The 24,269-nt window shown below is 36.0% G+C and carries 24 protein-coding genes; 11 read left to right on the top strand and 13 right to left on the bottom strand.

The genetic code is table 11. The features are described 5' to 3' along the window. Window positions 1-124: 124 nt before the first annotated feature. Window positions 125-694 carry a D-glycero-beta-D-manno-heptose 1,7-bisphosphate 7-phosphatase gene (gene gmhB / locus QV06_RS04965; RefSeq protein ID WP_065237201.1) on the bottom strand — a complete coding sequence of 190 codons (570 nt, stop codon included), beginning with the start codon at window positions 692-694 and terminating at the stop codon, window positions 125-127. 206 nt (window positions 695-900) lie between these two features. Between gmhB and metN the strand changes: the two genes are divergently transcribed. The 7 genes from metN (at window position 901) to fabR (ending at window position 6,008) form a co-directional block, all read left to right on the top strand. Beyond that, window positions 901-1,935, top strand: coding sequence for a methionine ABC transporter ATP-binding protein MetN (gene metN, locus QV06_RS04970; protein WP_065237202.1), 1,035 nt, complete (start codon window positions 901-903; stop codon window positions 1,933-1,935). Then, complete coding sequence (locus QV06_RS04975; RefSeq protein WP_065237203.1) at window positions 1,928-2,593, top strand: methionine ABC transporter permease; 666 nt, start codon at window positions 1,928-1,930, stop codon at window positions 2,591-2,593. The genes metN and QV06_RS04975 overlap by 8 nt, the downstream gene beginning before the upstream one ends. A 17-nt stretch (window positions 2,594-2,610) precedes the next feature. Continuing rightward, entirely contained in the window at window positions 2,611-3,411 is an 801-nt protein-coding gene (locus tag QV06_RS04980; protein ID WP_065237204.1) for a MetQ/NlpA family lipoprotein, read from the top strand. Between the two features lie 70 nt (window positions 3,412-3,481). After that, window positions 3,482-3,958, top strand: coding sequence for a GAF domain-containing protein (locus tag QV06_RS04985; protein WP_065237205.1), 477 nt, complete (start codon window positions 3,482-3,484; stop codon window positions 3,956-3,958). 9 nt (window positions 3,959-3,967) lie between these two features. Continuing rightward, window positions 3,968-4,393, top strand: a complete 426-nt coding sequence (locus tag QV06_RS04990) for a DUF2251 domain-containing protein (protein WP_065237206.1) — start codon at window positions 3,968-3,970, stop codon at window positions 4,391-4,393. A gap of 68 nt (window positions 4,394-4,461) precedes the next feature. Further along, window positions 4,462-5,373: a DNA-binding transcriptional regulator OxyR gene (oxyR, locus tag QV06_RS04995; protein ID WP_065237207.1), complete on the top strand. Its 912-nt coding sequence runs from the start codon at window positions 4,462-4,464 to the stop codon at window positions 5,371-5,373. Window positions 5,374-5,378: 5 nt separating this feature from the next. Then, window positions 5,379-6,008 carry an HTH-type transcriptional repressor FabR gene (gene fabR, locus QV06_RS05000; protein WP_065237208.1) on the top strand — a complete coding sequence of 210 codons (630 nt, stop codon included), beginning with the start codon at window positions 5,379-5,381 and terminating at the stop codon, window positions 6,006-6,008. A 47-nt stretch (window positions 6,009-6,055) separates the two neighbouring features. Here fabR and ftsN read toward each other — a convergent pair whose 3' ends face one another. Together ftsN and priA are read right to left on the bottom strand one after the other, a co-directional pair. Continuing rightward, window positions 6,056-6,850 (bottom strand): cell division protein FtsN, encoded by a 795-nt coding sequence (gene ftsN / locus QV06_RS05005; RefSeq protein ID WP_065237209.1) that lies wholly within the window; start codon window positions 6,848-6,850, stop codon window positions 6,056-6,058. 84 nt (window positions 6,851-6,934) lie between these two features. Then, window positions 6,935-9,139, bottom strand: coding sequence for a primosomal protein N' (gene priA, locus QV06_RS05010; protein WP_065237210.1), 2,205 nt, complete (start codon window positions 9,137-9,139; stop codon window positions 6,935-6,937). A 234-nt stretch (window positions 9,140-9,373) separates the two neighbouring features. Here priA and rpmE point away from each other — a divergent pair, with 234 nt between their 5' ends. Further along, window positions 9,374-9,586 (top strand): 50S ribosomal protein L31, encoded by a 213-nt coding sequence (gene rpmE / locus QV06_RS05015; protein ID WP_065235376.1) that lies wholly within the window; start codon window positions 9,374-9,376, stop codon window positions 9,584-9,586. A 49-nt stretch (window positions 9,587-9,635) separates the two neighbouring features. Here the strand turns inward: rpmE and bamE are convergent, their stop codons facing one another. Together bamE and yejK are read right to left on the bottom strand one after the other, a co-directional pair. Next, a complete protein-coding gene (bamE, locus tag QV06_RS05020) occupies window positions 9,636-10,049 on the bottom strand; it encodes an outer membrane protein assembly factor BamE (protein WP_065237211.1) in 414 nt (137 codons plus the stop codon). Between the two features lie 67 nt (window positions 10,050-10,116). Then, on the bottom strand, window positions 10,117-11,130 hold the full coding sequence (yejK, locus tag QV06_RS05025) for a nucleoid-associated protein YejK (RefSeq protein WP_065237212.1): 1,014 nt from the start codon (window positions 11,128-11,130) through the stop codon (window positions 10,117-10,119). 129 nt (window positions 11,131-11,259) lie between these two features. On the opposite strand from yejK, the gene QV06_RS05030 reads away from it, so the two are divergent. Together QV06_RS05030 and QV06_RS05035 are read left to right on the top strand one after the other, a co-directional pair. Continuing rightward, window positions 11,260-11,490, top strand: coding sequence for a DUF1414 domain-containing protein (locus QV06_RS05030; protein ID WP_065237213.1), 231 nt, complete (start codon window positions 11,260-11,262; stop codon window positions 11,488-11,490). 13 nt (window positions 11,491-11,503) lie between these two features. Further along, entirely contained in the window at window positions 11,504-13,285 is a 1,782-nt protein-coding gene (locus QV06_RS05035; RefSeq protein ID WP_065237214.1) for a DUF3413 domain-containing protein, read from the top strand. Here the strand turns inward: QV06_RS05035 and QV06_RS11680 are convergent. The 5 genes from QV06_RS11680 to acnB form a co-directional block, all read right to left on the bottom strand. After that, window positions 13,272-14,468 (bottom strand): NAD(P)/FAD-dependent oxidoreductase, encoded by a 1,197-nt coding sequence (locus QV06_RS11680; RefSeq protein ID WP_065237215.1) that lies wholly within the window; start codon window positions 14,466-14,468, stop codon window positions 13,272-13,274. The genes QV06_RS05035 and QV06_RS11680 overlap by 14 nt on opposite strands. A 3-nt stretch (window positions 14,469-14,471) precedes the next feature. Continuing rightward, window positions 14,472-15,578, bottom strand: a complete 1,107-nt coding sequence (locus QV06_RS11685; RefSeq protein WP_065237216.1) for a metallophosphoesterase — start codon at window positions 15,576-15,578, stop codon at window positions 14,472-14,474. Window positions 15,579-15,677: 99 nt separating this feature from the next. Next, entirely contained in the window at window positions 15,678-16,715 is a 1,038-nt protein-coding gene (gene waaF / locus QV06_RS05050) for a lipopolysaccharide heptosyltransferase II (RefSeq protein ID WP_065237217.1), read from the bottom strand. Between the two features lie 11 nt (window positions 16,716-16,726). Further along, window positions 16,727-17,650 (bottom strand): ADP-glyceromanno-heptose 6-epimerase, encoded by a 924-nt coding sequence (gene rfaD, locus QV06_RS05055; RefSeq protein WP_065237218.1) that lies wholly within the window; start codon window positions 17,648-17,650, stop codon window positions 16,727-16,729. Between the two features lie 142 nt (window positions 17,651-17,792). Further along, window positions 17,793-20,399 (bottom strand): bifunctional aconitate hydratase 2/2-methylisocitrate dehydratase, encoded by a 2,607-nt coding sequence (gene acnB / locus QV06_RS05060; RefSeq protein ID WP_065237219.1) that lies wholly within the window; start codon window positions 20,397-20,399, stop codon window positions 17,793-17,795. Between the two features lie 293 nt (window positions 20,400-20,692). Between acnB and QV06_RS05065 the strand changes: the two genes are divergently transcribed. Further along, on the top strand, window positions 20,693-21,478 hold the full coding sequence (locus QV06_RS05065) for a factor H binding protein domain-containing protein (RefSeq protein WP_065237220.1): 786 nt from the start codon (window positions 20,693-20,695) through the stop codon (window positions 21,476-21,478). Between the two features lie 113 nt (window positions 21,479-21,591). On the opposite strand, the gene QV06_RS05070 is transcribed toward QV06_RS05065, so the two are convergent. Genes QV06_RS05070 through thrB form a run of 3 tightly spaced genes read right to left on the bottom strand, consistent with a single transcriptional unit; the run spans window position 21,592 to window position 24,261 of the window. Continuing rightward, window positions 21,592-21,996: a DUF805 domain-containing protein gene (locus QV06_RS05070; protein ID WP_065237221.1), complete on the bottom strand. Its 405-nt coding sequence runs from the start codon at window positions 21,994-21,996 to the stop codon at window positions 21,592-21,594. A gap of 19 nt (window positions 21,997-22,015) precedes the next feature. Then, entirely contained in the window at window positions 22,016-23,296 is a 1,281-nt protein-coding gene (thrC, locus tag QV06_RS05075) for a threonine synthase (RefSeq protein ID WP_065237222.1), read from the bottom strand. Between the two features lie 20 nt (window positions 23,297-23,316). Next, window positions 23,317-24,261: a homoserine kinase gene (gene thrB, locus QV06_RS05080; RefSeq protein ID WP_065237223.1), complete on the bottom strand. Its 945-nt coding sequence runs from the start codon at window positions 24,259-24,261 to the stop codon at window positions 23,317-23,319. Between the last annotated feature and the right edge of the window lie 8 nt (window positions 24,262-24,269).

A 24,269-nucleotide genomic window follows, 5' to 3' on the forward strand; every position in this document is an offset into this window, starting at 1 on the left:
GTTGTTAAAGAACAAAAAAACGACGCTTTCTTTTTCACTTCACACTTCAGCGTCGTTGCGGAGGTGCATTATAGTGATTCCAAATTTCTGTGCAAGTCTTTTTTTTCAAAAAAAGATCGATCGCCTACTTTTTAAACTTCTTAAAATTTATCTCTTTAAGCAACTCTGGAAGTTCTGCAATAGAATCAATAACATAATCTGCCTTAGCTGCAATTTCAGTAGAAATATCCTTCCCTGTTTTTACTAAAACTGTATGCTTTATATTTGCCGCTTGCCCTGCCAATACATCATCTAATTTATCACCAACCATTATTGACTGATTAGGATCAAGATGAAGATCTCTAATTGCCTCTAGCAACATTCCAGCTTTTGGCTTACGACAGTCACATTCCTGACGATATTCGCCAATTCCTTCTGGGTGGTGTGGACAATAATAAATTCCATCCAGATGTACTCCTCTATCTTCTAAAGACCAGTCCATCCATTCTGTTAATTGATTGAACTCTTCTTCCGTATAATACCCTCTAGCAATACCAGATTGATTGGTCACTAACACTAAAGCATATCCCATATCTTGTAATACTTTTAAAGCTTCAATACTTCCTTCAATAAACTGAAACTGATCAATCGTATGAACATAGCCATGATCAATATTTAATGTGCCATCCCGATCTAAAAAAATCGCTTTCTTCATTTATTCCTCTTTATTATGTCTTCTATTTAATAGCCAACTTACTATAACAAAACTTATTGTTTCAATGTTAATTCATCTTTTCAGATCATAATAAAGAAATAAGATTTAATCATTAATAACTAAAGTTTATAAAAACTTATTGACATAGCTATCTAGACGTCTAAAATACTCGATAATTTTCTGTTATCCACTTAATTAAGTAAAAAATGATCAAATTAGAAAATATCTATAAAACTTTCCAAGTCAATGGTCGACAGCTTACGGCTTTGGACAATGTTTCTTTACATATTCCACAAGGAAAAATTGTTGGGGTAATTGGTGCATCAGGTGCTGGTAAAAGCACTCTAATTCGTTGTGTCAACCTTTTGGAGCGCCCAACTAGCGGTAATGTTATTGTTGATGACAAAAATTTAATGCAATTATCGCAATCTGAACTTGTGCAAGCTCGTCGTCAAATTGGCATGATTTTCCAACATTTCAATTTGCTAAGTTGTAGAACAGTATTCGGTAATATAGCTTTGCCACTAGAATTAAATGGTACTCCAAAAGAGAAAATTACCGAAAAAGTCAATTCACTTTTAAATATGATTTGTTTAGCGGATAAGAAAGATGCTTATCCAAGTAATTTATCCGGAGGACAAAAGCAACGTGTTGCGATTGCTCGTGCCTTAGCAAGTGATCCAAAAGTATTATTGTGTGATGAAGCTACTAGTGCTCTAGATCCTGCAACAACACAATCAATTTTACGTCTATTAAAAGAAATTAATCGTAATTTAGGAATTACCATTCTTTTAATTACTCATGAAATGGATGTTGTGAAACAGATCTGCGATCAAGTTGCTATTATTGATAAAGGTTGTTTAGTTGAACAAGGTTCTGTCAGTGAAATTTTCTCAAATCCAAAAACACAATTAGCCCAAGATTTTATTCGTTCAACATTCCATATCAATTTACCTGATGAATATTTAGCACAACTTAGTGATTCACCTCGCAATGCTGAATCTTATCCACTAATAAAATTTGAATTTACTGGTCGTTCTGTAGATGCGCCGCTTCTCTCTCTTGCATCGAAGAAATTTGGTATTGATTTAAGTATCTTGACTTCACAAATTGATTATGCCGGTGGCGTTAAATTTGGCTTTGTGATTGCAGAAATAGAAGGTGATGAAGATGCTATTACACAAGCGAAAATTTATTTAATGGAACACAATGTGCGTGTTGAGGTATTAGGTTATGTTTGATGTGTTAACTCCTCAAGTTTGGACTTTAATTGGCAATGCAACATTAGAAACATTATATATGGTGTTTGCATCTGGTCTCTTTGCAGCTTTATTTGGTATTCCACTTGGTGTTGTTCTATTTATTACAAAAAAAGGACAAATTAAAGAGAATAAAAGTCTTAATACAATTCTTAGTGCTATCGTGAATGTAGGACGTTCAGTACCATTCGTTATTCTACTGGTGGCAATTATCCCATTTACTATGCTGATTTTAGGTACTTTTATCGGTACAACCGCAGCAATTGTTCCTTTAACTATTTCAGCTATTCCTTTTGTTGCTCGTTTAGTTGAAGGGGCATTAATGGAAATTCCATCTGGATTAACCGAAGCGGCTCGTGCTATGGGAGCAAGTAACTTCCAAATTATTACTAAATTTTTATTACCAGAAGCATTACCAAGTATTATTAATGCAATCACAATTACTTTAGTCGCATTAGTTAACTACTCTGCAATGGCTGGTACTGTTGGTGGCGGCGGTTTAGGCTATGTTGGTATTCAGTATGGTTATCAAACTTATGTGCCTGAAATCTTAATCGCAACCATTGTTATCCTCGTTATTATGGTACAAGTGATTCAAACTATTGGTGATCAGCTTGTCCGTCATTTTAATCATAAATAATCCAAGGAGATTCTTATATGCAAATCAAAAACATCTTAACAATTAGTGCATTATCTGCTGCAATTGCATTTTCATCATCAGCATTCGCTAAAGATGGCAAAATTAAAGTAGGTATCCAAACTGGTCCTGAAATGACTGTTGCTGAAACAGCAAAAAAAATTGCAAAAGATAAATATGATCTAGAAGTTGAGTTAGTTCCATTTACTGACTATGTAACGCCAAATGCAGCATTAGAAAACAAACTTATTGATGCAAATGCTTTCCAACATAAACCTTATTTAGATTCTCAGATGAAAGATCGTGGTTGGACTGACTTAGTTATCGTTGGTAATACTTTTGTTTACCCAATTGCGGCTTATTCTAAAACCATCAAAAAAGCCAGCGAATTAAAAGATGGCGCTACTGTGGCTATTCCAAACGATCCAACTAACGGTGGTCGTGCATTACTTTTATTACAAGCTCAAGGTTTAATCAAATTAAAAGCAGGTACAGGTTTAACACCAACTACATTAGATATTGTTGAAAATCCAAAAAATCTGAATATCAAAACTCTTGATGCTAACTTAATTCCACGTACTTTAGGTCAAGTAGATCTCGCTATCATCAACAATACATTTGCTGGTCAAGCTGGTTTATATCCAAGCAAAGATGCTGTTTTTGTAGAAGATAAAGATTCTCCATATGTAAATATCATTGTTGCTCGTGAAGACAATAAAGCTGATCCAGATGTACAAAATTTTGTAAAAGCATATAACACAGAAGAAGTGTATAAAAAAGCAATGGAAGAATTTAAAGATTCTGTCGTGAAAGGCTGGTAATTTTTTAATTTTTCATTTTATTCTGGGCCGAAAGGATTTCCTTTCGGCTTTTATTTGCTTAGGAGAGACTATGTTTTCTTACACTGATCATGATATCAATACCTTACCTCAAATTCTGCAAGCCTTAATCGAAGGAGATAATAATCTAATTAGTGTATTAGCCAACACTTCTGCATTGTTAAATCAATATTTGACGGATATTAATTGGGTTGGATTTTATCTACTAAATTCAGAAAACGTACTTACTTTAGGACCATTCCAAGGTAAAATTGCCTGCACTCGTATTCCTGTTGGTAAAGGCGTTTGTGGTCAAGCTGTGGCTCAAAATAAAGTATTACGTGTTGATAATGTTCATCAATTTGATGGGCATATTGCTTGCGATAGTGCAAGTAATTCTGAAATCGTGTTACCACTTTATCAAAATGACAAAATTATCGGTGTATTAGATATTGATAGTCCAAAATTTGCGCGCTTTACTGAACAGGAACAACAAATTCTAGAACATTGTATTCAGCATCTTAATCATCACTTATCAACCTTCTTATAAGGAATAGTTATGTTGCATTTAACACTTGAAGATCAGCTTTTTATTAGTCAACCAAAACAAGTCGGTACGCATTCTAATCAACACGATCACCTTGCAGTTGTATTCGAAGATGATGGTGATACAGGTTATTTTTATGCCATTGATACCCAACAAAATGAAGCAATTGTTGACAGCTTACATATTTATAATGTCACTTCCGTTGATCAAAAAGACACCGCCAGAAAATTACAAATTTGTTGGTCTGAAGATGGTTATTTCGCCTTATTATTAATTAATAATTACCCACATGCTGCTTTTGATTTTAGAAAACTGATTGCTTATAACCACAATCAATTTCCACAACCAGCAATCACCAGTTTATGGTCACATAAACTGATTACTGATGAACTTATAAAACAGTGGTTACCTACAGAAAATAATTGTACTAAACAATAAATATGATATAGTTTCTCTCAATTAAAAATATCATTTTCAATCGTCATAACCTATAAAGGAGAAGCGTTATGAATCTTCGGGATCTTGAGTATTTAGTTGCACTTTCTGACCATAAACATTTCCGTAAAGCCGCAGATGCTTGCCATGTTAGTCAACCAACATTAAGCGGACAAATCCGTAAATTAGAAGATGAATTAGGGATTATTTTATTAGAGCGAACCAGTCGTAAAGTCTTATTTACTCAATCAGGTTTACTATTAGTAGATCAAGCCCGAAATGTACTACGTGAAGTTCAATTACTCCGTGAAATGGCAAGTAATCAAGGTAAAGATATGACTGGACCATTACATATCGGTATGATTCCTACCATTGGCCCATATCTCTTACCTTATATGATTCCTATGTTACGCGAAGCTTTTCCTGAGTTAGAAGTTTATCTCTACGAAGCGCAAACTCATCAACTATTAGAACAATTAGAAAAAGGGCAACTAGATTGTGCTATCGTTGCATTAGTTAAAGAAACTTCAGCATTTATGGAAATTCCAATTTATGATGAAGCTATGTTAATTGCTGTATCGGATAAACATCCGCTTGCAAAAGAAAAAGAAATTCCGCTTGAGCGTTTAAAAAATTATGAACTATTAATGCTTGATGATGGCCATTGTTTCCGTGATCAAGCCTTAGGCTATTGTTTTGTGGCTGGTGCAAAAGAGAATACCCATTATCAGGCAACGAGTTTAGAAACGCTACGTAATATGGTTGCTGCAAATGCAGGAATTACCTTTATTCCTGAATTAGCCGTATTAAATGAACGTTCTCGACAAGGGGTAAAATACATTCCTTGTGTCGACCCTCGCCCATACCGCTCTATTGGATTAATTTATCGTCCAGGTTCACCACTACGCGCTCGTTATCAACGAGTCGCTCAACTAGTGGAAAAAAATATTAAACCATTACTTGTTACCCCAACTAAAGATTAATCATCATGAGTGGAATCCGAGCGAAGCAAAAAGAAAAAACACGACGAGCATTAATTGATGCCGCTTTTGAACAGCTTAGTGCCGAAAAAAGTTTTTCTAATTTAAGTTTACGTGAAGTGAGTCGAGAAGCGGGTATTGCGCCCACTTCATTTTATCGTCATTTTCGCGATATGGATGAACTTGGGTTAAGTATGGTCGATGAAGCTGGATTAATACTGCGTCAATTAATGCGACAAGCTCGTAAGCGTATTGCTGATGGTGGAAGTGTTATTGTTATTTCAGTAGAAACATTCTTTGAGTTTATTGCTAATCGTCCAAATGTTTTTCGTCTATTACTCCGAGAAAGCTCTGGGACTTCACAAGAGTTTCGTACTGCGGCTTCTCGTGAAATTAACCACTTTGTTGCCGAATTAGCGGAATACATTATGAATAAAGACAAAGGCATCCCCGATTATGTTGCTAAAGCTCAAGCAGAGGGAATGGTGACACTTGTTTTTACTGCTGGCTCGCATGCGTTAGATATGAACAATCAAGAACGCGAAGCGCTGAAACATCGCGTGATTTTACAATTACGTATGATCGCTAAGGGTGCTTATTTATTAGTAGATCACTCTTCTACAAATCCTCAAACATAAAATAAGTGCATGATTTATACATCATGCACTTATTCACTTTTTATCTTTTACATCCCGACCACTACACAATCAACACCTTTTGAACTTAGCGTTGATTTTGCACTTGATGCTGCGTTATAACTTTCTAGAGGTCCAATAAATACTCGAGTCCAATCTGATGAACTCTTAGTAAATGCGTTAAAACCACTGATCACTAAGCGACCTTGTAAGGTTTCTGCCTGTGTTTTATTTTTAAATGCACCACATTGTAAACCATACTTACGTCCACCTTTATCACTACTCTTTTTACTTTCGCTATCCGATTTTGCTTCAGTAACGATTGTCTTATTCGTTGTTATTGCTGTTGTTGGTTTAGTTACCTTCTCAGGGCTATTTTTTGTCGTTGTTGCTTGAGTTTGAGCAGCTTTTGCTTGAGCCAATTTTTCTTGTTCTTCTGCTTTAATTCGAGCTTGTTCCTCTGCTTTTTGTTTCGCTTGTTCTGCTAATTTATCTTGTTCTAGCTGTAATAAAATCTTTTTCTGTTCTTCCGTCAATTGTACATTTTTTGCTACTGAAGACACATTATCATCAACTGGAACTTCTCTTGTTTCTAACTGTTTGATATAACTCCATACTTCTTCAGGACGACTTGGTAATGTACTCTTCTTCGTGGTCGGTAAAGTATCTGTTGTTGCTGTAATCTCTTTATTTACTGGAGAGTTTTCTTTTAAAAAGAACAAGCCAATTACAAACGCTGCAATAATCGCTAAAATTAAGGCTAATAATATTTTTTTTCTACCATTGCTTTTTTGTTGTCTTCTTCTAGAGGGTGCGCCTCTTGAAACATAATCACGTTGAACCACAACTTTTTCCTAACTATCTTTAATTGATAAAACAATAAAACGGGCGCTAATTTTACTGAAATTTTAACCCATTAACCACCACTATTAACCGAAATCATAAGGATCAATATCTAAGGATAACCTAATATTAGTAGGGAATTTAATACTTGATAATAAGTTTTCTACTACAAATAACAACTGATGTAAAACACTTCGTTGCTGATGTTGTAATAAAAGATACCAACGATAACGTCCCGCTTTTTTCTCTACTAATGCTGGCAATGGCCCAATAAGCTGGCAAGGTAATTGCTGTTCTTGCATTATTCTATAAACTTGATCCACTAATTGTTGTAATGCCTGTTTAACTTTTTCCTCATCTCTACCAGTTGCTTTTACAATTGCTTGATAATGATAGGGCGGTAATTGAAATTGATAACGTTGTTGTAAAGCTTGTCGGCTAAATTCTGGATAACCTTCAGAAATTAAAGTTTTAAATAATGGATGATCAGGATAATGCGTTTGTAGCAATACCAGCCCGGCTTTTTCACCGCGCCCTGTTCTACCAGCCACTTGTACATATAATTGCGCTAAACGCTCTTCTGCACGAAAGTCCGCAGAAAATAACGCACTATCAATATTGATTAACCCGACCAATCCAACATTTGGGAAATGATGCCCTTTTGCTAACATTTGAGTACCAATCAAGATTTGTCGTTTTCCTTGCGAAATTTCTTGTAAATAGTGTTCTAACACCCCTTTTCTTGCTGTGCTATCACGATCTAGGCGAACCACTTGATAATCTGGAAATTTTTGTTGCAAGATGGTTTCTAATTGTTCCGTCCCTATACCTGTTGTTAATAAATTTGTTGAACCACAATGAGAACACTGAAACGGAATTGGCTTCTGAGCACCACAATGATGGCACTGCAAAATATGACGGAATTGATGATAAGTATAAGGTTTATCACAATGACTGCATAACTCTACCGTCCCACAATCATGGCACAAATAAACTGGTGCAAAACCGCGCCGATTAAGAAACAGTAATACCTGTTCACCCTGCTCTAATACTCTTTTCATTTGCCGTAATAGCGTGATGGAAAGACCATTCTCTAAAGGTTGTGTTTTTAAATCCACTACCATCTGATTGTTTGCAATCTGATTATTCGCTCGATATCGTAATAAAATTAGATGATACTTTTTCCTAGCTACATTATTCAGGCTTTCTAAACTTGGTGTCGCACTACCTAAAATAATCGGGATCTGATGCTGATTTGCTCGATATACCGCCAGATCACGAGCATGATAACGCCAACCCTCTTGCTGTTTAAAAGATTGATCATGCTCTTCATCTAATACAATTAAGCCTAAATTATAAAACTGGGTAAAAATGGCAGAACGAGTACCAATCACAATCGCCACTTTATTTTGTTTTGCTGCCTGCCAAGCTTGCAACCTTTCCGTATCATTCATATTTGAATGCATCACAGCTATGGGTACATTAAAACGTAAATTAAAACGTCGAATCGTTTGTGGTGTTAAACCAATTTCTGGAACTAAAACTAATATTTGCTGTCCTTTTTTCAGGATCTCTTCCATTACTTGCAGATAAACTTCCGTTTTACCTGATCCGGTTACACCTTGTAATAACCAAACATGAAACCCTTCACATAGGCTGATTTGACTAACAGCTAATGCTTGTTCTTTATTTAAGGTTAGTTTATTTTTTGTCTGGACTAATTGTTCAGGCTGAAGTATCTCACACCATTCTGGTGTGTTCTCCTCAACTTCAACTACTTCAATATAACCGCTTTCTAATAAACTTTTTTTCACTCCATGAGAAAAAATATCACTTTGTTTTTCTAAATATTGCTGCTGTTGCAAAAACTGTAACATCTCAGCTTGACGTGGTTTTCTCGTTAATTCCCCAGTAGTAACAGCTTGTTGCCCTAAAGAGGTTAATTGATAAAAAGCAGAACGTTTTGTAGTTAAGGTCTCTCCCTTCCGCAATTTAACTAGGAGCGCTGAAAAAAGAACTTCCCCAATCGGATGATGATAATAATCTCTTGCCCATAGTAATAACTGCCAGATTTTATGATCAAAAATCGGATCTTTATCTAATACCTTTAAAATTTCCTTTAACTGTTCTACATCACTATTTGTTGGGAACTCTGTCACTATAGCAATACGTTTTTGCGTACCAAAAGGGACTAATACCCTTGCTCCAATAGATACTTCTACCCCCTCTGGCAATAAGTAATCAAATTGATTTCTCAACGAAATATCTAACGCAACTCGAACTATCTTCATTATTGACCTTACATCTACACACATCCGATTTATTATAGAGAATTTTCTGTTTTTCCTCTAACCACCAAGCAATTTTTATCAATACTCCTGCTTTTTATATTGAAATTTTTAAGCAACTCCTATATCATTCAGTCTCCTTTTTACTGTCGCCTCTTGGCGATATTTTTTTGTAAAAATATGTGCGGTGTTGGTTCAAAGGAGATCAATAGCGGCACATGAAAATTTGAGGTTATTATGAAACAAGGTATTCATCCAGAATATAAAGAAATTACAGCAACTTGTTCTTGCGGTAATGTGATCAAAACTCGTTCTACTGTAGGTCACGATATCAGCTTAGACGTATGTGCAAAATGCCACCCATTCTATACTGGTAAACAACGTGTTGTTGATACTGGTGGTCGTGTTGAACGCTTCAACAAACGTTTCAGCATTCCAAGTTCAAAATAAGAACAAGAAAAAACCTACCGAATCTGGTAGGTTTTTTGTTATCTCCAATTTATTTCCAGAATTGCCACCAAGATTTACTTTCTTCTGTTGTTTCTGATTTTGGTTGTTCAACTTTTTGCACTTCAGCTTGTGCCAACTCCGGCGAATAGTCGAAACTTTCTACTGTTTTTTGTTGATTAAAATGTACTACTAATTTTTTCTCTACTGGATCTTCATGTCCTTTTTGGATTCTTTGTACATAGACCCAATTTGATTGATTAAATGGATCAACTAATAATGGCGTACCAAGCAAATACTGCACTTGTTCTTGTGTCATTCCTTTTTGTAATTTTTCTACTGTTGTCGCATCAAGATAATTTCCTTGTGGTACATCAATACGGTAAACCAACTTACCTACTGGCGTAGAACACGCAGAAATACCGAATGCAAAAAGCGATGACAACAAAACAATTCTTAATTTCATAATAGTTAGCCTTCTTAATAATTGTTAACTCAAAATGATAATACCTAAACTTAGGTGAAATGCCAATTTAATATTTATTCCGCTGTAATTGATCACGTAAGTTTGCAGGTAATCCTTTTATTAATAGGGTATCCTGTGCCTCATCCCATACAATCCGTTCGCCTAATAAAGCAGCATCAAAAGTTAGCGTTACTCCACGTCCTGAACCTGCAAATTTCTCCAACTTTTTCAACGTTGCTGGCAATGGAGGAATATTCTCTTCGAGTTCATATGCTTCTGCTTGGGCAAACTCTACAAATGAACGTCCATTGAGTGGCGCCATTTCTGCTGATAAAGCAACAACATCAATTTCCTCACCTTCATCAGCTCTCGCCTTACAATAAGCTAACGCTTGCTGTTTAACTTCTTTTGCCTTTTCTGGCTCAACTTCTGTTTGATGGCAATAATCTTGTACCGCTTGAACCAAAATCTGATTTTGGACTTTTGGATTTAACCCTTCTTCTGCACCTAAAAAATCCATAAAGAAATCGCCCACCTTGCGTCCAATACGCCCTTTTAGAAAGGTAAGGTAGCGGTTAGATTGTGCATCAACATTTAACTCAGTTAAATTAATGCGAGCAATAATATCGCACTTACTTAAATCCAAATATTGAGTACCATGAACATCTAATTGTTCGTCAACCAACAAGCTAGTACGGCTATCAATTAACCCTAACAACAGATAATCTGTCGCTAAAAAATTATATTGACTGACAATGAATGTTCCGCCTGTTGCAAAACTATATTTGCTAATCTCTTGTGCAAGAAGCTGGGTTGCTTGCTGACTAAAGGTAAGAAAATCCCACTCTTTTTCTAAGTATCGATTCAGCATTTGTGCAAATTTGGAATCAGCATTAAACACAGCATATGTTTTATTCTTACCTTGATAATGCTGATGTAATTCCAACATCAGTTGTTGTACTAATTCATTTGCTGGGAGGGTTTGACCACGTAACTTGGTTTCGAGTTCCATTGTTTCTGCATCTTGTGTTAATTTTCTTTGTAACTGATGCAGAATGATCTGTTCAACGTTTATACTCATAATAATATCTATATACTGCCTTTGCTAAAATATTCGCCATTATAGGAGATTTTCCCAATTATTTTTAGCCGATTTTGCCAAAAAATCTGTTATGATAACCGCCACGTTTGTTTGATAAAAAATTTTTGTATGGCGGCACATTCTAAATATTCCAATAAAGAAATTGAAGCTTTAATGAATGAAATGATTAGTACCTTAGAAAAACATCAAGCACCCATTGATTTATCGCTAATTGTTTTAGGTGATATGGTAAGTAATTTATTACTCAGTAGTGTGAAAGAATCTCAACGTTTACCTTTAGCTAAAGCATTTTCTCAAGCTTTATTAAATTCATTAGAAATAGCCCATAAAAAACATTAATTGGCATTCAATAATGTTAAAACTGCATTACACCCAACAAGATCGAGAAGAACTCTCACGTAAAATTTCGTGGGGGCATTGGTTTGCTTTTTTTAACATTATTATTTCATTTATTATTGGCTCTCGTTATGCCTTTTTATCTGATTGGCCGGATACCTTATTAGGTAAAATCTACTTTTTTATTAGCATCATTGGTCATTTTAGTTTTATTGTCTTTGCTATTTATCTGCTAATTATTTTTCCTTTAAGTTTCTTAATTAAAAACCATCGAACATTTCGCGGTATAACTGTGATTATCGCGACGCTGTGCACCACTATTTTATTAGTGGACAGTGAAATTTATAAACGGTTTTATATTCATCTCACTTCAATGGTCTGGGATTTAGTAATTAATCCGGAAAATGGTGAGCTTGCGCGAGATTGGCAATTATTCTTTGCGCCTATGCCAATTATCTTATTATTACAGATGTTATTTTCCCGCTGGTCATGGCAAAAATTTCGTAGTCTAGCCCGTCAAAAATGGATTCGCCCTGTTTCTTATAGTTTCCTGTTAGCATTTATTGCCATGCATTTAATTTATGCTTGGGCAGATGCAACGTTTTATCGTCCAATTACCGCACAACGTTCTAATCTCCCACTTTCATACCCAATGACTGCAAGAAAATTCTTAGAAAAAAATGGTCTACTTGATGCGGAAAGTTATCAACAAACCTTAACGACTACGGGGCGTGCCGATGCACGTTATTTAGATTATCCAAAACGAGCAATGACTTATGCTCAAATTGAAAATAAACCTAATATTCTGTTGATTAATATTTCTGGCTTACGTACTAATGCGATTTCAGAAACAACAACACCTGCGTTATCTCAATTCGCACAGCAATCCCTAAATTTTCAACAAAATTACAGTAGCAGCAATCAATCGCAAGAAGGGTTAGTTGGGTTATTTTATGGCTTACCAGGTAACTATCTTGATAGTATTCTCTTTAGTAAAACGCAACCTGTTTTATTACAACATTTACGGCAGTTAGATTATCAAGTACAAGCCCAACTAACACAAAAAGAAGCCCAACCGCTCTTTTCTATTTTATTTGAGAAAAAAGAAAGACAATATAACCCAAATAATGTTACGACATTTAAACAATGGCAAGACTGGTATGCAAAGCAAGATTCCTCATTAGCTCAACCTTGGTTTAGTTTTATTGATGTTTCACTTACGCAACTTACCCCAGCAACAAACAAGCAAAAACAGAGTGATTCCGCTATTTCTATCTATCAATATTCACAAAACCTCTTACAAGTGGATCAAGCATTCGCACAGTTACTAGATACTCTAAAACAACATCAACAGTATGAAAATACCATTATTATTGTCACTGCGGATAATGGTTTTAGTGAAGATGGTGATGATGCTGATTTTTCTCCTGATAAAATTCATGTGCCATTACTTGTGCACTGGCAGGAACAACAAATACAACAATCTTCACATCTAACTAGTAATTTAGATATTGCGCCAACTTTGCTAAAACAGCTATTTAAAGCAGAAAACCCAATTAACGATTTTGCGCTTGGTAATAATCTCTTTTCTGACGAATCTTACCAAGACAAATGGACATTAAGTGCTAATTCTCGTTGGATAGTCATTATTGACAAAGATGGCGTACAGTACCAAATTGATAAGCACGGTAACTACAAAAAATTTAATGCAGAATACCAACAACAAAACTCTACCCGCCCACCACTAGGATTATTCTTAGCTGGATTTAGCGAGATACGCGCATTTATTGAGCATTAATTATAGCTGTGGCACAAGCATAGGCTGAGCTCCAAGCCCATTGAAAATTGTAACCACCAAGCCATCCGGTCACATCTAATACTTCACCAATAAAATACAACCCTTTAATATCCTGCACTTCCATAGTTTTTGATGAAATATGTTGTGTATCTACACCACCTAGCGTCACTTCAGCCGTACGATAACCTTCCGTTCCATTCGGCATAAATTGCCAGTGATGTAACCCTTGTTCCAAGACAATGAGTGTTGTTTTACTCAGATCCGCTAATACTACTTCTTTCAAAGCCAAACGTTGCCAGAGAATTTCCACTAACTTATTCGGTAATAACCGTTGTAATGCTGTTCGTAACTGTATTTTCGGCGATGTATGGCGTAATTCGAGTAAATATTCTGAAATATTTAGTTGTGGCAGCAAATCAATTTCAATGCTTTCATTTGGTTGCCAATAATTAGAAATTTGTAAAATAGCTGGCCCCGAAATCCCTCGATGGGTAAATAGCAATGCATTACTAAAACTCTTACCATTCTTAGATTTTGCTGTCACTGGTAAGGAAACACCAGCCAGCTCTGCAAAGACCTTATCCTGTTCTAAATAGGTAAAAGGCACTAAAGATGCTCTTGGCGGAATGATATTTAACCCGCATTGTTCGGCAATTTGATAACCAAATGGCGTTGCGCCTAATTTAGGCATAGATAATCCTCCAGTAGCAATCACCAGTTGCTCACCCTGCCAACATTTCCCATTTTCAGCTTGAACTACAAAACCAGACGCTAAAGAGTCCACTCGATTAATGTGTACTGATAATTGAATCGTTACCTGTGCATCTCGACACTCTTGTAATAACAGATTGACGATCTCCTCCGCTCCTTCATCTGTAAATAATTGCCCAGACTCTTTTTCATAATAAGCAATTCCATATTGAGCAACTAACCCAATAAAATCCCATTGGGTATAACGGGCTAAGGCAGATTTCACAAAATGAGGGTTTTGCGAGAGGTAATTTGCTGCACTGACATCTAAATTAGTAAAGTTACAGTAACCACCACCAGACATTAAAATTTTACGTCCCGCTTTTTTCCCATTATCTAGCACAATCACTGATTTGCCACTTTTACCAATTTGTGCAGCACAAAATAATCCTGCTGCACCGGCACCAATAATCACGACATCATAACGTTGCATGGATTATTTCCCTTTAGATGATGACACATCAATAATCATCACTTCAGATTGCGGCCCCAAACGGAATGGAACGCCCCAAAAACCATATCCTGACGTGACAAATGTATGCATTTGTGCAAATTGTTGATACCCATAACTTAACTGATAGACCCCTTTTAAGATTAAGTTAATTGGAAAGATCTGCCCGTTATGCGTATGGCCAGAAACTTGAATATCTACACCAGCTTGACTATTTTCTGTAATCGAAAATGGACGATGATCCATTAATAGTATCGGTAACTTTTCCCTCATTTCTGGAGAAAGTACAGCTAAAATTTTCTCTGTTGGCTGACGATGGTGATCTAATTCGTCATTGCGACCTGCAATAATCAGTTTATCTGCCACCACAATGACTTGATCTGTTAATAAATAAACACCTTCACGTCTAATTTCATTAGCAATTTGATTCGGTTGTTGAAAAAAATCATGATTGCCTAATGTTGCATATACCCCTAATGGCGCACTTAATTTAGCGAAATAAGGTTGCATCTTCTCTGCAAAATAAGCCTCCAAGTTATCATCCATAATATCGCCCGGTAATAACACAATATCGACTTTTTCATCAGTAAAAATTTGTTGTAATTTTACTAATTGTTTTGCGCCAAATAAGCTACCTAAATGAAGATCACTCGCCACACCAATTCGTAACGGCGCCATCTGTTTATCTATTTTTACTGAGTAATGGACTACTTGCGGGACATATGCTTGATACATACTGTATCCAACTAACCCTGTCAGTAAGATAATAGCCACACTTCGACTAATAATTGGATAAGTATGTAAAGATTTTCCTCGCCAATGACATAATTTGTTAATCACTAACATAACTATGGCGACTAATGTGATATACCATAATCCAATTAATAACAATGCAGAATAACGAAATCCATTTGGAATAATATGAAAGACAGATAATAGAACAAATACATTCACCACGAGATAACTTAACCATACAAATGGGCGCTTATATTGTGGCTTTGTTATTTTCTTTAATAAGAACCAATCAATCGCTTTGATTCCAATCAAGATCAATATTTGCAAAAACACAAAAATAATATAACGAAATACCATATTTCCTGATTTCCTTGTAATTCTGCTCTTTTTTAGGCTAAAAAATAATGGATAAGATCGCTTTTCACAATCTTGATCCATTATCTATATAAAAGCTAATTAAAGTAGCTCGTCTAAAGCATTCAGTACTATTTCAGGCTGAATATCAATTAAAGATTGATGATAACCTTCTTGGCTATCCTTACTTTTACGCACTTTAATTAAACCACCGCGGATTAAACGAATAATTTTTACTTTCTCCGCTAATGGCGGCGTATATTCTGGGCTGGTGGGACCATAAACAGCAACTAATGGACGCTGTAAAGCGGCGGCAATATGCATTAATCCAGAATCGTTACTGACCACTGCTGTACAACTAGAGATAAGATTGATAGCTTCCGGTAAGGAAGTTTCTCCAGCCAGATTAATACAGTAAGGCTGTTCAGCCTCAGATAAACTTGCCCGAATTTCCTCACCAACTGCATGATCTTTTGCAGAACCAAATAAACAAATTTGATGTCCTCGCTGAATTAACAATTTCGCTAAATTTGCATAATGATAATGCGGCCACCTTTTTGCAGGTCCAAATTCTGCTCCAGGACAAAATCCAATTATTGTTCGTTGTGGATCAAATGAAAAACGTTGTGAAAATTGCTGTAATGTTACCGTAACTTGTGCTGGTTCAGTCTGTAAATAAGGATAAGGTAATGGCAAATCTTTAGCCACTGGCACCTCACCTTTTTCAAAAGCTAATGCAATATATCGCTGCACCATTAATGGGTAATCACGCTTATTACTACGGAGATCATTTAACAACAGATAACGGCTTTCTCCTTTCCATCCTCGACGTAATGGAATTTTTGCAAAGAGCGGGATCAAAGCTGATTTTAATGAATTTGGTAATACAATCGCTAAATCATATTGGCCTCGTAAGGATTTTCCAATCTGATAGCGTTGTGAAAGATTAAATTCACCATGTCCAATCGGCATCGCTAATGCTTGATTCACTTCGGGCATTCTTGATAACAATGCTCGGCACCAGTTTGGTGCCAAAACATCAATTTCACATGTTGGATATCGCTGCTTCAACATTTGGTATAAGCTATGCGACATCATCATATCACCCACCCAAGAAGGGCCAATTACTAAAATTTTCATCCTAATATCAATTATTTATTTAACCATGTCATATATTCAGCCACACCTTCCGCAACTTTCTTAAACGGTTTATCGTAACCAGTGGCACGTAATTTAGTTAAATCTGCTTGTGTATATTCTTGATAACGACTCTTTAGATGTTCTGGGAATGGAATTGTCTCTACTTCACCTTTGCCATGATATTTCACTACTGCTTTAGCAACCTCAGCGAAGCTTTCTGCATTGCCTGTGCCGCAATTAAAAATTCCTGAAACACCATGTTGCCAGCACCAAATATTTACTGCTGCCACATCACCTACATACACAAAATCACGGCGGAAATGTTCGCTGCCTTCAAACAATTTTGGATTTTCACCTTTTAAAATTTGATTATTTAAATGAAAAGCAACACTCGCCATACTTCCTTTGTGGTTTTCACGTGGTCCATAAACATTAAAATAGCGGAAGCCACACACAGGTGATTCTGCTTCAGGTAAAATTTGACGTACATATTGATCAAATAAGAATTTTGAATAGCCATAAACATTTAATGGATGCTCAAATTGACGTTCTTCAACAAATTCTAAACGATCACCATATGTCGCCGCAGAAGAGGCATATAAGAAAGGAATTTGACGATCTAAGCAGTAATGCAATAACTCTTTAGAATATTCATAGTTGTTTTGCATCATATATTTACCATTCCATTCTGTTGTTGCTGAACAAGCACCTTCATGGAATACGACTTCAATATCCCCAAGATCATCACCAGCAATAATAGATGCGATAAAATCTTCTTTATCACAATAATCTGCAATATCTAAATCAGCTAAATTGGCAAACTTAGTACCATCGGTTAAGTTATCTACAACTAAAATATCTTTTCGACCTAAATCATTGAGTGCTTTAACAATATTACTACCGATAAAACCTGCACCACCCGTTACAATAATCATTTTTCTTCCTTAATTATCTAAATCATATCACTGGTTATTTTAATAGATTTATCCTGTTGGAAAAACAAAAAAATCCCACCACGCTAAGTGATGGGATAACTTTTATTGAGATAAACAAGAAAAGTACAACAAAAAATCTAAACTAAACTTGGGTTTGGAAAATGACTTCTCCTGCTTTTTTCACATAGCTATTGATTTGATCAAAATTCATATAACGATAAGTATCATCTTTATCCTTTTGTAAATCAGCAGCATAACTTAAATATTCTTCTGGTGTTGGTAACTTACCTAATAATGCTGCAACAGCCGCTAATTCAGCAGAAGCTAAGTACACATTCGCGCCTTGACCTAAACGGTTAGGGAAGTTACGTGTAGAAGTCGAAACAACGGTTGATTTAGGCGCCACGCGTGCTTGGTTACCCATACAGAGAGAACATCCTGGCATTTCTGTTCTTGCACCACTCTTACCGAAGATACTGTAATAACCTTCTTCAGTTAATAACGCTGCATCCATCTTAGTTGGTGGTGCGATCCATAACCGGGTTGGAATAACGTCTGCAAATTTACTGAGTAATTTACCTGCAGCACGGAAATGACCAATATTTGTCATACATGAACCGATAAACACTTCATCAATCTTATCACCTTGTACTTCTGATAATTTACGAGCATCATCAGGATCATTCGGCGCACAAAGAATTGGCTCTTTAATTTCATCCATATTAATTTCAATCACTGCTGCATATTCAGCATCTGGATCAGCTTCTAATAATTGTGGATCTGCTAACCAAGCTTCCATATTTTTAATACGGCGTTCTAACGTACGAGCATCGCCATATCCCTCTGCAATCATCCATTTTAATAGTGTGATATTTGAATTGAGGTATTCAATAATTGGTTCTTTATTCAATTTAATTGTACAAGCTGCTGCTGAACGCTCTGCTGATGCATCAGATAATTCAAATGCTTGTTCAATTTTCAGATTTTCTAGCCCTTCAATTTCAAGGATACGACCTGAGAAGATATTTTTCTTACCTTTCTTCTCAACAGTTAATAAGCCTTGTTGAATCGCATAATAAGGAATAGCGTGCACTAAATCACGTAACGTAATACCTGGCTGCATTGTTCCAGTAAAACGTACCAATACAGATTCAGGCATATCTAATGGCATTACACCAGTCGCAGCAGCAAACGCAACTAAGCCAGACCCTGCTGGGAAAGAGATACCAATTGGGAAACGAGTATGTGAGTCACCACCAGTTCCAACAGTATCTGGTAATAACATACGGTTTAACCAAGAATGGATAATACCATCACCTGGACGTAATGAAACCCCACCACGATTCATAATAAAGTCAGGCAACGTATGGTGTGTAGTCACATCAACTGGTTTTGGATATGCGGCTGTATGACAGAAAGATTGCATCACTAAATCGGCAGAGAAACCTAAACAAGCCAAATCTTTTAATTCATCACGTGTCATTGGGCCAGTAGTATCTTGTGAACCAACTGATGTCATACGCGGTTCGCAATATTGTCCTGGACGAATACCCTCAACACCACAAGCGCGACCGACAAGTTTTTGTGCTAAAGTAAAGCCTTTATTACTTGCTGCGACAGCTTGTGGTTTCACAAATACATCACTTTCACCTAAGCCCAATGCTTGTCTTGCTTTATGAGTTAAGCCACGACCGATAATTAATGGAATACGACCACCTGCACGCACTTCATCCAATAATACTTTAGTTTTTAAGCTAAAGGTTGCTAACACTTCATCACTATCATGACGACAAATTTTTCCTTCATATGGATAAATATCAATTACATCACCCATATTTAATGCTGTTACATCAACCTCAATTGGTAATGCACCAGCATCTTCTAATGTGTTAAAGAAAATTGGAGCAATTTTGCCACCTAATACCACGCCACCAGCACGTTTATTTGGAATAAATGGAATATCATCTCCCATATGCCATAACACGGAGTTTGTGGCTGATTTACGTGATGAACCTGTTCCTACCACATCCCCAACATAAGCAAGAGGGAAACCCTTTTCTTTAAGTTGATTAATTTGACTAATTGGCCCAACTTCCCCTTCTTTGTCTGGTGTAATACCATCACGACTATTTTTTAGCATTGCTTTTGCATGTAAAGGAATATCTGGACGTGACCAAGCATCTTGTGCTGGAGAAAGATCATCTGTATTTGTTTCGCCTGTCACTTTAAATACGGTGACAGTAATTTTATCTGCTAATTTTGGACGAGATAAAAACCATTCAGCTTCTGCCCAAGATTGTAGGACTTGTTTAGCAAATTGATTGCCTGCATTTGCTCTTTCCGCTACATCATGGAAGCTATCAAACATTAATAATGTATGAGATAACGCTTTAACTGCTAAAGGTGCAAGTTTTTCATTATCAAGTGCTTTCACTAATGGTTCAATATTATAACCACCTTGCATTGTTCCTAATAATTCAACTGCACGTTCTTGACTAATTAATGGTGAACTTACATCACCTGCCACTAAAGCAGATAAGAACGAAGCCTTAACGTAAGCTGCTTCATCCACCCCTGCTGGAATACGAGTTTCAAACAAGGTTAAGAGGTATTTTGGATCTTCTTGTGCTGGAGCTTTGAGGAGTTCAATGAGTTGTGCAGTTTGTTCTGCATCAAGTGGTAGTGGGAATACGCCTTCTGCTTGTCTTTGTTCAACGTGTTTTTGATAATCACCTAAGAAATTAGCCATATTAAATCCTTAAATTATTAGTATGTAGCTAGAGTATGAAGTCAATTTGCATCAGTAATAATGCTTAATGTTAACCATTTGTTAATATAGATCTATGGGCTGGGAATGTCAAAGGGAGGCAAATAGAGATTGTTGGATATTTGATCTACTTCTAAAATTTTACTTTTCTCTTTATTCTGTATTCCTTATTTATTATCTTTCACTAAAAATAAGACTTGCTCCCCCCCCCCTAAATAAATTATCTTAGATAATAATAACCATTATTTATCAACAACTTTATAAGGAAAATAAAAATGATTAATAAGTTATCATTATTAACCCTCTTATTGGCCTCTGTTGGTTTAACTGCATGTAGTTCTTCTGGAAGCTCAGAAAATAATAACACATCAAATACAACTAACTCACAAGTGCAACAACATCCTAGCACTTTATCTCTAGCTACACATTTCGATGAACAATATTTAGAAAACAGAGAACAAGTTTCCCCTACCAATGATACTGAAATAGACAAAATAGATGATGAACTTGATAAAATTTTAGTGCTTAATGGTTCAGGCTATAAACAATCCAATTTTACAACAAATGAAGCCAGCTATAACGTTTATGCAGTAAATTTAAATGATTCTGCTTATAGTGTAATGGTTAGTAATAATAGAGAAAAAGATTTTGCTCGTTTAGATACTGCTGTCAACTCAACCAAAGGAGAGGTTTTAAATACACTATCAGGTAAAGCTACTTATACAGGTACCGCCCTTTTAGTAGATCAAAATCACGATATTACTACTAATGGTACTGTGAAATTAGAAGCTGATTTCACAAATAAAAATATTAGTGGTGAAATCCATAGTAATACTCAGAATATTATGTTGAATAATACAGAAATAGCAACTGCAACCCAAGTTGAAGATTCATCTGATACTTTCATTTCTTTTAGTGGTAATGCCACAACAAATACCGGTTTTGTTGGAGATTATACAGGATCATTTGCAGGTAAAAATGCTAATGAAGTCGTGGGTATTGCAACTCTAGAAAAAGGAGATGAAAAATTAGGTGTCGCTTTTGGAGGAACAAAACAATAATCTATCACTTATAAATAACTGCCTATTGCTATAAAAATTAACCCTTTTTACTCAAAATTGATTGGGTAAAAAGGGAAATAATTTATCAATTAATTAGTTACCACTAAACTGAGTTATACCACTAACTTTGTTGTTTGATCGGGTGTATTTAGATTATTTTGTTTTGGATCTTCACCAAAACGATTCGCGCCTATATTTCCTTTAGATACAAAGAAGTATAATAACACCAGCCAACCAATAATTGGGATCAAATATAATAACTGCCACCAACCAGAACGATTTATATCATGTAAGCGACGTGTCGTTACTGCTAAATTGGGCAATATAACAAATAAACTATAAATACTGCTTAATAAGCCGGTATCACTTTGCCAATTATAAGTGCCGATTAAAGCATCAACAACTCCCAGGATAAATGAGAATAGAATATTAAATAGAACAAACATCCAAAATTCTTTTCGCCTAGCACGTCCTTGAAATACGGCATATTTTTTAATTGTCAAAAGATACCAATTCATACTTAATCCTCTATTATGATTATTTTACTGCCAATAAGAATTTTCTTAATTCAGCAAAATCAGCTGGCATTGTAATTGATAATAATGGTAAGGCATTATGTTTAGCTAACGCTTCTGGTAATGGCACTTCAATACCTAAAATACGTTCTACACTCTCTTTAAATTTGGCTGGATGTGCAGTGCAAAGGAATAAACCTGTTTCACCCTCAACCAAATCATTTTTCAGTACACGATAAGCAACCGCACCATGTGGTTCACAAACATAACCTTTAGCATTCATCGCTTTTAAGGTTTCTTCTGTTTCTGCATCAGTCACACTATCAGAATGTAACTCTGCTAAAGACCATTCTTGACGACGGAATAATTCCTCAACACGAGGCCAGTTATTTGGACGGCTCACATCCATTGCATTTGATAATGTTGCAACGGTTGCATGAGGATCCCATTGATGAGAACGTAAATAACGAGGCACTGTATCATTTGCATTGGTTGAAGCAATAAAACGTTTAATTGGTAAACCAATCGCTTTCGCAATTAATCCTGCCGTTAGATTTCCAAAATTACCACTTGGTACCGATACAACCAAATTGTTTCTTTTCTCAACTGGAAGCTGTGCTGCCGCTTCAAAATAATAACAAATTTGCGCTAATAAACGGCTGATATTAATAGAATTTGCAGAATTTAAACCAATAGCTTCTCGCAATTCTTGATCATCAAAAGCTTGTTTTACCAAAGCTTGGCACGCATCGAAATCCCCTTCAATAGCAATGGTACGAATATTGCCCCCTAATGTGCAAAAGAGTTTTTCTTGCAATACACTAATCTTACCTTTTGGATAAAGAATCACAACGTCAATATTTTCTAAGCCATAAAAAGCATGAGCTACGGCTGCTCCAGTATCACCTGACGTTGCCGTTAAAATGGTAATTTTGCCATCTTTACGCACAGCCGCTAACGCTTGTGCCATAAAACGCCCACCAAAGTCTTTAAAAGCGAGCGTTGGACCGTGAAAAAGCTCTAATGCATAAACATTCTCTTCTACTTTCGTAATTGGCGCTGGAAAGGTAAACGCATTTTCAACCAATTTTGCTAACTGCTCAGCAGGAATTTCATCACCAATAATCGCTGATAAAATGCGTTGGCTACGTTCAACTAAAGGTAGCGCGAGTAATTCATCGACATTTTCAAAATAAGGCAATTTTTCTGGAAAGAATAAACCTTGATCTTTGCCTAAACCTTGACGAACAGCTTGAGCAAAATTGACTTGCTCTTCAGGATGTTTAATGTTGTATAAATTCATTGTATTACCTTTCTACTCAATTAACCGAGTTGTCTTGCGCCTTGGTTATCCACTTTACAGATATGCACAAAGCCTTCGTTATTTTGTAAATAATGTTTTTCTAAATAGTCTGCAACTTTAGTCGCAATAGTAAGATCAGGAGCAATTGAGAACATTGTTGGTCCAGATCCTGAAATTCCTGTTGCTAACGCACCAAGATCTTGAGCTGCTTGTTTAACTTCAGCAAAATTTGGTAAAAGTTGCTGACGATACGGTTCTGCAATCACATCTTTCATCATAACCGCAGCCAGATTTTCTTGATGAGTATGACAAGCATGCACAAAACTACCTAAATAACGCCCATGTGAGATCACATCTTGACGTGTGTAGCTTTTAGGTAAAATTGCTCGTGCTTCTGCTGTTGAAACCTCAATTCCTGGGTATGCCAATACCCAATACCAATTATCAAAGAATGGCAAACGTTGACAGATCGAACCAAGCGATTGCACCATAAATTGCACCCCGCCCATATAACAAGGCGCAACATTATCGTAATGGATTGAACCAGAAATACGCCCCTCTAACTCTCCCATCATTTCTAACAATTCCATATCAGAAAAAGGATCTTGATGGAACTGATTCAACGCCACTAACGTCGCTACAATCGAACAAGCACTTGAACCTAAACCAGAACCGATTGGCATATTTTTTTCTAATGTTAACCGTAATGGTTTTACTTGTTGACTGCGCAATTTTAAACGTTCACTAAACAATACATATGCTTGATAAACAATATTCTTTTGTGGCTCTTTAGGTAATTTACGGACAAAATAGCCAACACTTTCAAATTCAAATTGTGTTGCACAATCTTCAATTTGAATCACATCACCTAATAATGAACCATCAATTGGTGAAATTGCCGCACCTAGTGTATCAAAACCTACACTAATATTCGCACTAGAAGCAGGTGCATAAATTCGTAACATAGTTTACC

Origin of the sequence: Gallibacterium genomosp. 3 (genome assembly GCF_001678475.1) — a bacterium.
Lineage (GTDB): Bacteria > Pseudomonadota > Gammaproteobacteria > Enterobacterales > Pasteurellaceae > Gallibacterium > Gallibacterium faecale.

Bases quoted from the DNA above. Each gene is read 5' to 3' on its own strand.
- gmhB (WP_065237201.1), bottom strand. From the start codon at position 694: ATGAAGAAAGCGATTTTTTTAGATCGGGATGGCACATTAAATATTGAT.
- metN (WP_065237202.1), top strand. From the start codon at position 901: ATGATCAAATTAGAAAATATCTATAAAACTTTCCAAGTCAATGGTCGA.
- QV06_RS04975 (WP_065237203.1), top strand. From the start codon at position 1,928: ATGTTTGATGTGTTAACTCCTCAAGTTTGGACTTTAATTGGCAATGCA.
- QV06_RS04980 (WP_065237204.1), top strand. From the start codon at position 2,611: ATGCAAATCAAAAACATCTTAACAATTAGTGCATTATCTGCTGCAATT.
- QV06_RS04985 (WP_065237205.1), top strand. From the start codon at position 3,482: ATGTTTTCTTACACTGATCATGATATCAATACCTTACCTCAAATTCTG.
- QV06_RS04990 (WP_065237206.1), top strand. From the start codon at position 3,968: ATGTTGCATTTAACACTTGAAGATCAGCTTTTTATTAGTCAACCAAAA.
- oxyR (WP_065237207.1), top strand. From the start codon at position 4,462: ATGAATCTTCGGGATCTTGAGTATTTAGTTGCACTTTCTGACCATAAA.
- fabR (WP_065237208.1), top strand. From the start codon at position 5,379: ATGAGTGGAATCCGAGCGAAGCAAAAAGAAAAAACACGACGAGCATTA.
- priA (WP_065237210.1), bottom strand. From the start codon at position 9,139: ATGAAGATAGTTCGAGTTGCGTTAGATATTTCGTTGAGAAATCAATTT.
- rpmE (WP_065235376.1), top strand. From the start codon at position 9,374: ATGAAACAAGGTATTCATCCAGAATATAAAGAAATTACAGCAACTTGT.
- bamE (WP_065237211.1), bottom strand. From the start codon at position 10,049: ATGAAATTAAGAATTGTTTTGTTGTCATCGCTTTTTGCATTCGGTATT.
- yejK (WP_065237212.1), bottom strand. From the start codon at position 11,130: ATGAGTATAAACGTTGAACAGATCATTCTGCATCAGTTACAAAGAAAA.
- QV06_RS05030 (WP_065237213.1), top strand. From the start codon at position 11,260: ATGGCGGCACATTCTAAATATTCCAATAAAGAAATTGAAGCTTTAATG.
- QV06_RS05035 (WP_065237214.1), top strand. From the start codon at position 11,504: ATGTTAAAACTGCATTACACCCAACAAGATCGAGAAGAACTCTCACGT.
- QV06_RS11680 (WP_065237215.1), bottom strand. From the start codon at position 14,468: ATGCAACGTTATGATGTCGTGATTATTGGTGCCGGTGCAGCAGGATTA.
- QV06_RS11685 (WP_065237216.1), bottom strand. From the start codon at position 15,578: ATGGTATTTCGTTATATTATTTTTGTGTTTTTGCAAATATTGATCTTG.
- waaF (WP_065237217.1), bottom strand. From the start codon at position 16,715: ATGAAAATTTTAGTAATTGGCCCTTCTTGGGTGGGTGATATGATGATG.
- rfaD (WP_065237218.1), bottom strand. From the start codon at position 17,650: ATGATTATTGTAACGGGTGGTGCAGGTTTTATCGGTAGTAATATTGTT.
- acnB (WP_065237219.1), bottom strand. From the start codon at position 20,399: ATGGCTAATTTCTTAGGTGATTATCAAAAACACGTTGAACAAAGACAA.
- QV06_RS05065 (WP_065237220.1), top strand. From the start codon at position 20,693: ATGATTAATAAGTTATCATTATTAACCCTCTTATTGGCCTCTGTTGGT.
- QV06_RS05070 (WP_065237221.1), bottom strand. From the start codon at position 21,996: ATGAATTGGTATCTTTTGACAATTAAAAAATATGCCGTATTTCAAGGA.
- thrC (WP_065237222.1), bottom strand. From the start codon at position 23,296: ATGAATTTATACAACATTAAACATCCTGAAGAGCAAGTCAATTTTGCT.
- thrB (WP_065237223.1), bottom strand. From the start codon at position 24,261: ATGTTACGAATTTATGCACCTGCTTCTAGTGCGAATATTAGTGTAGGT.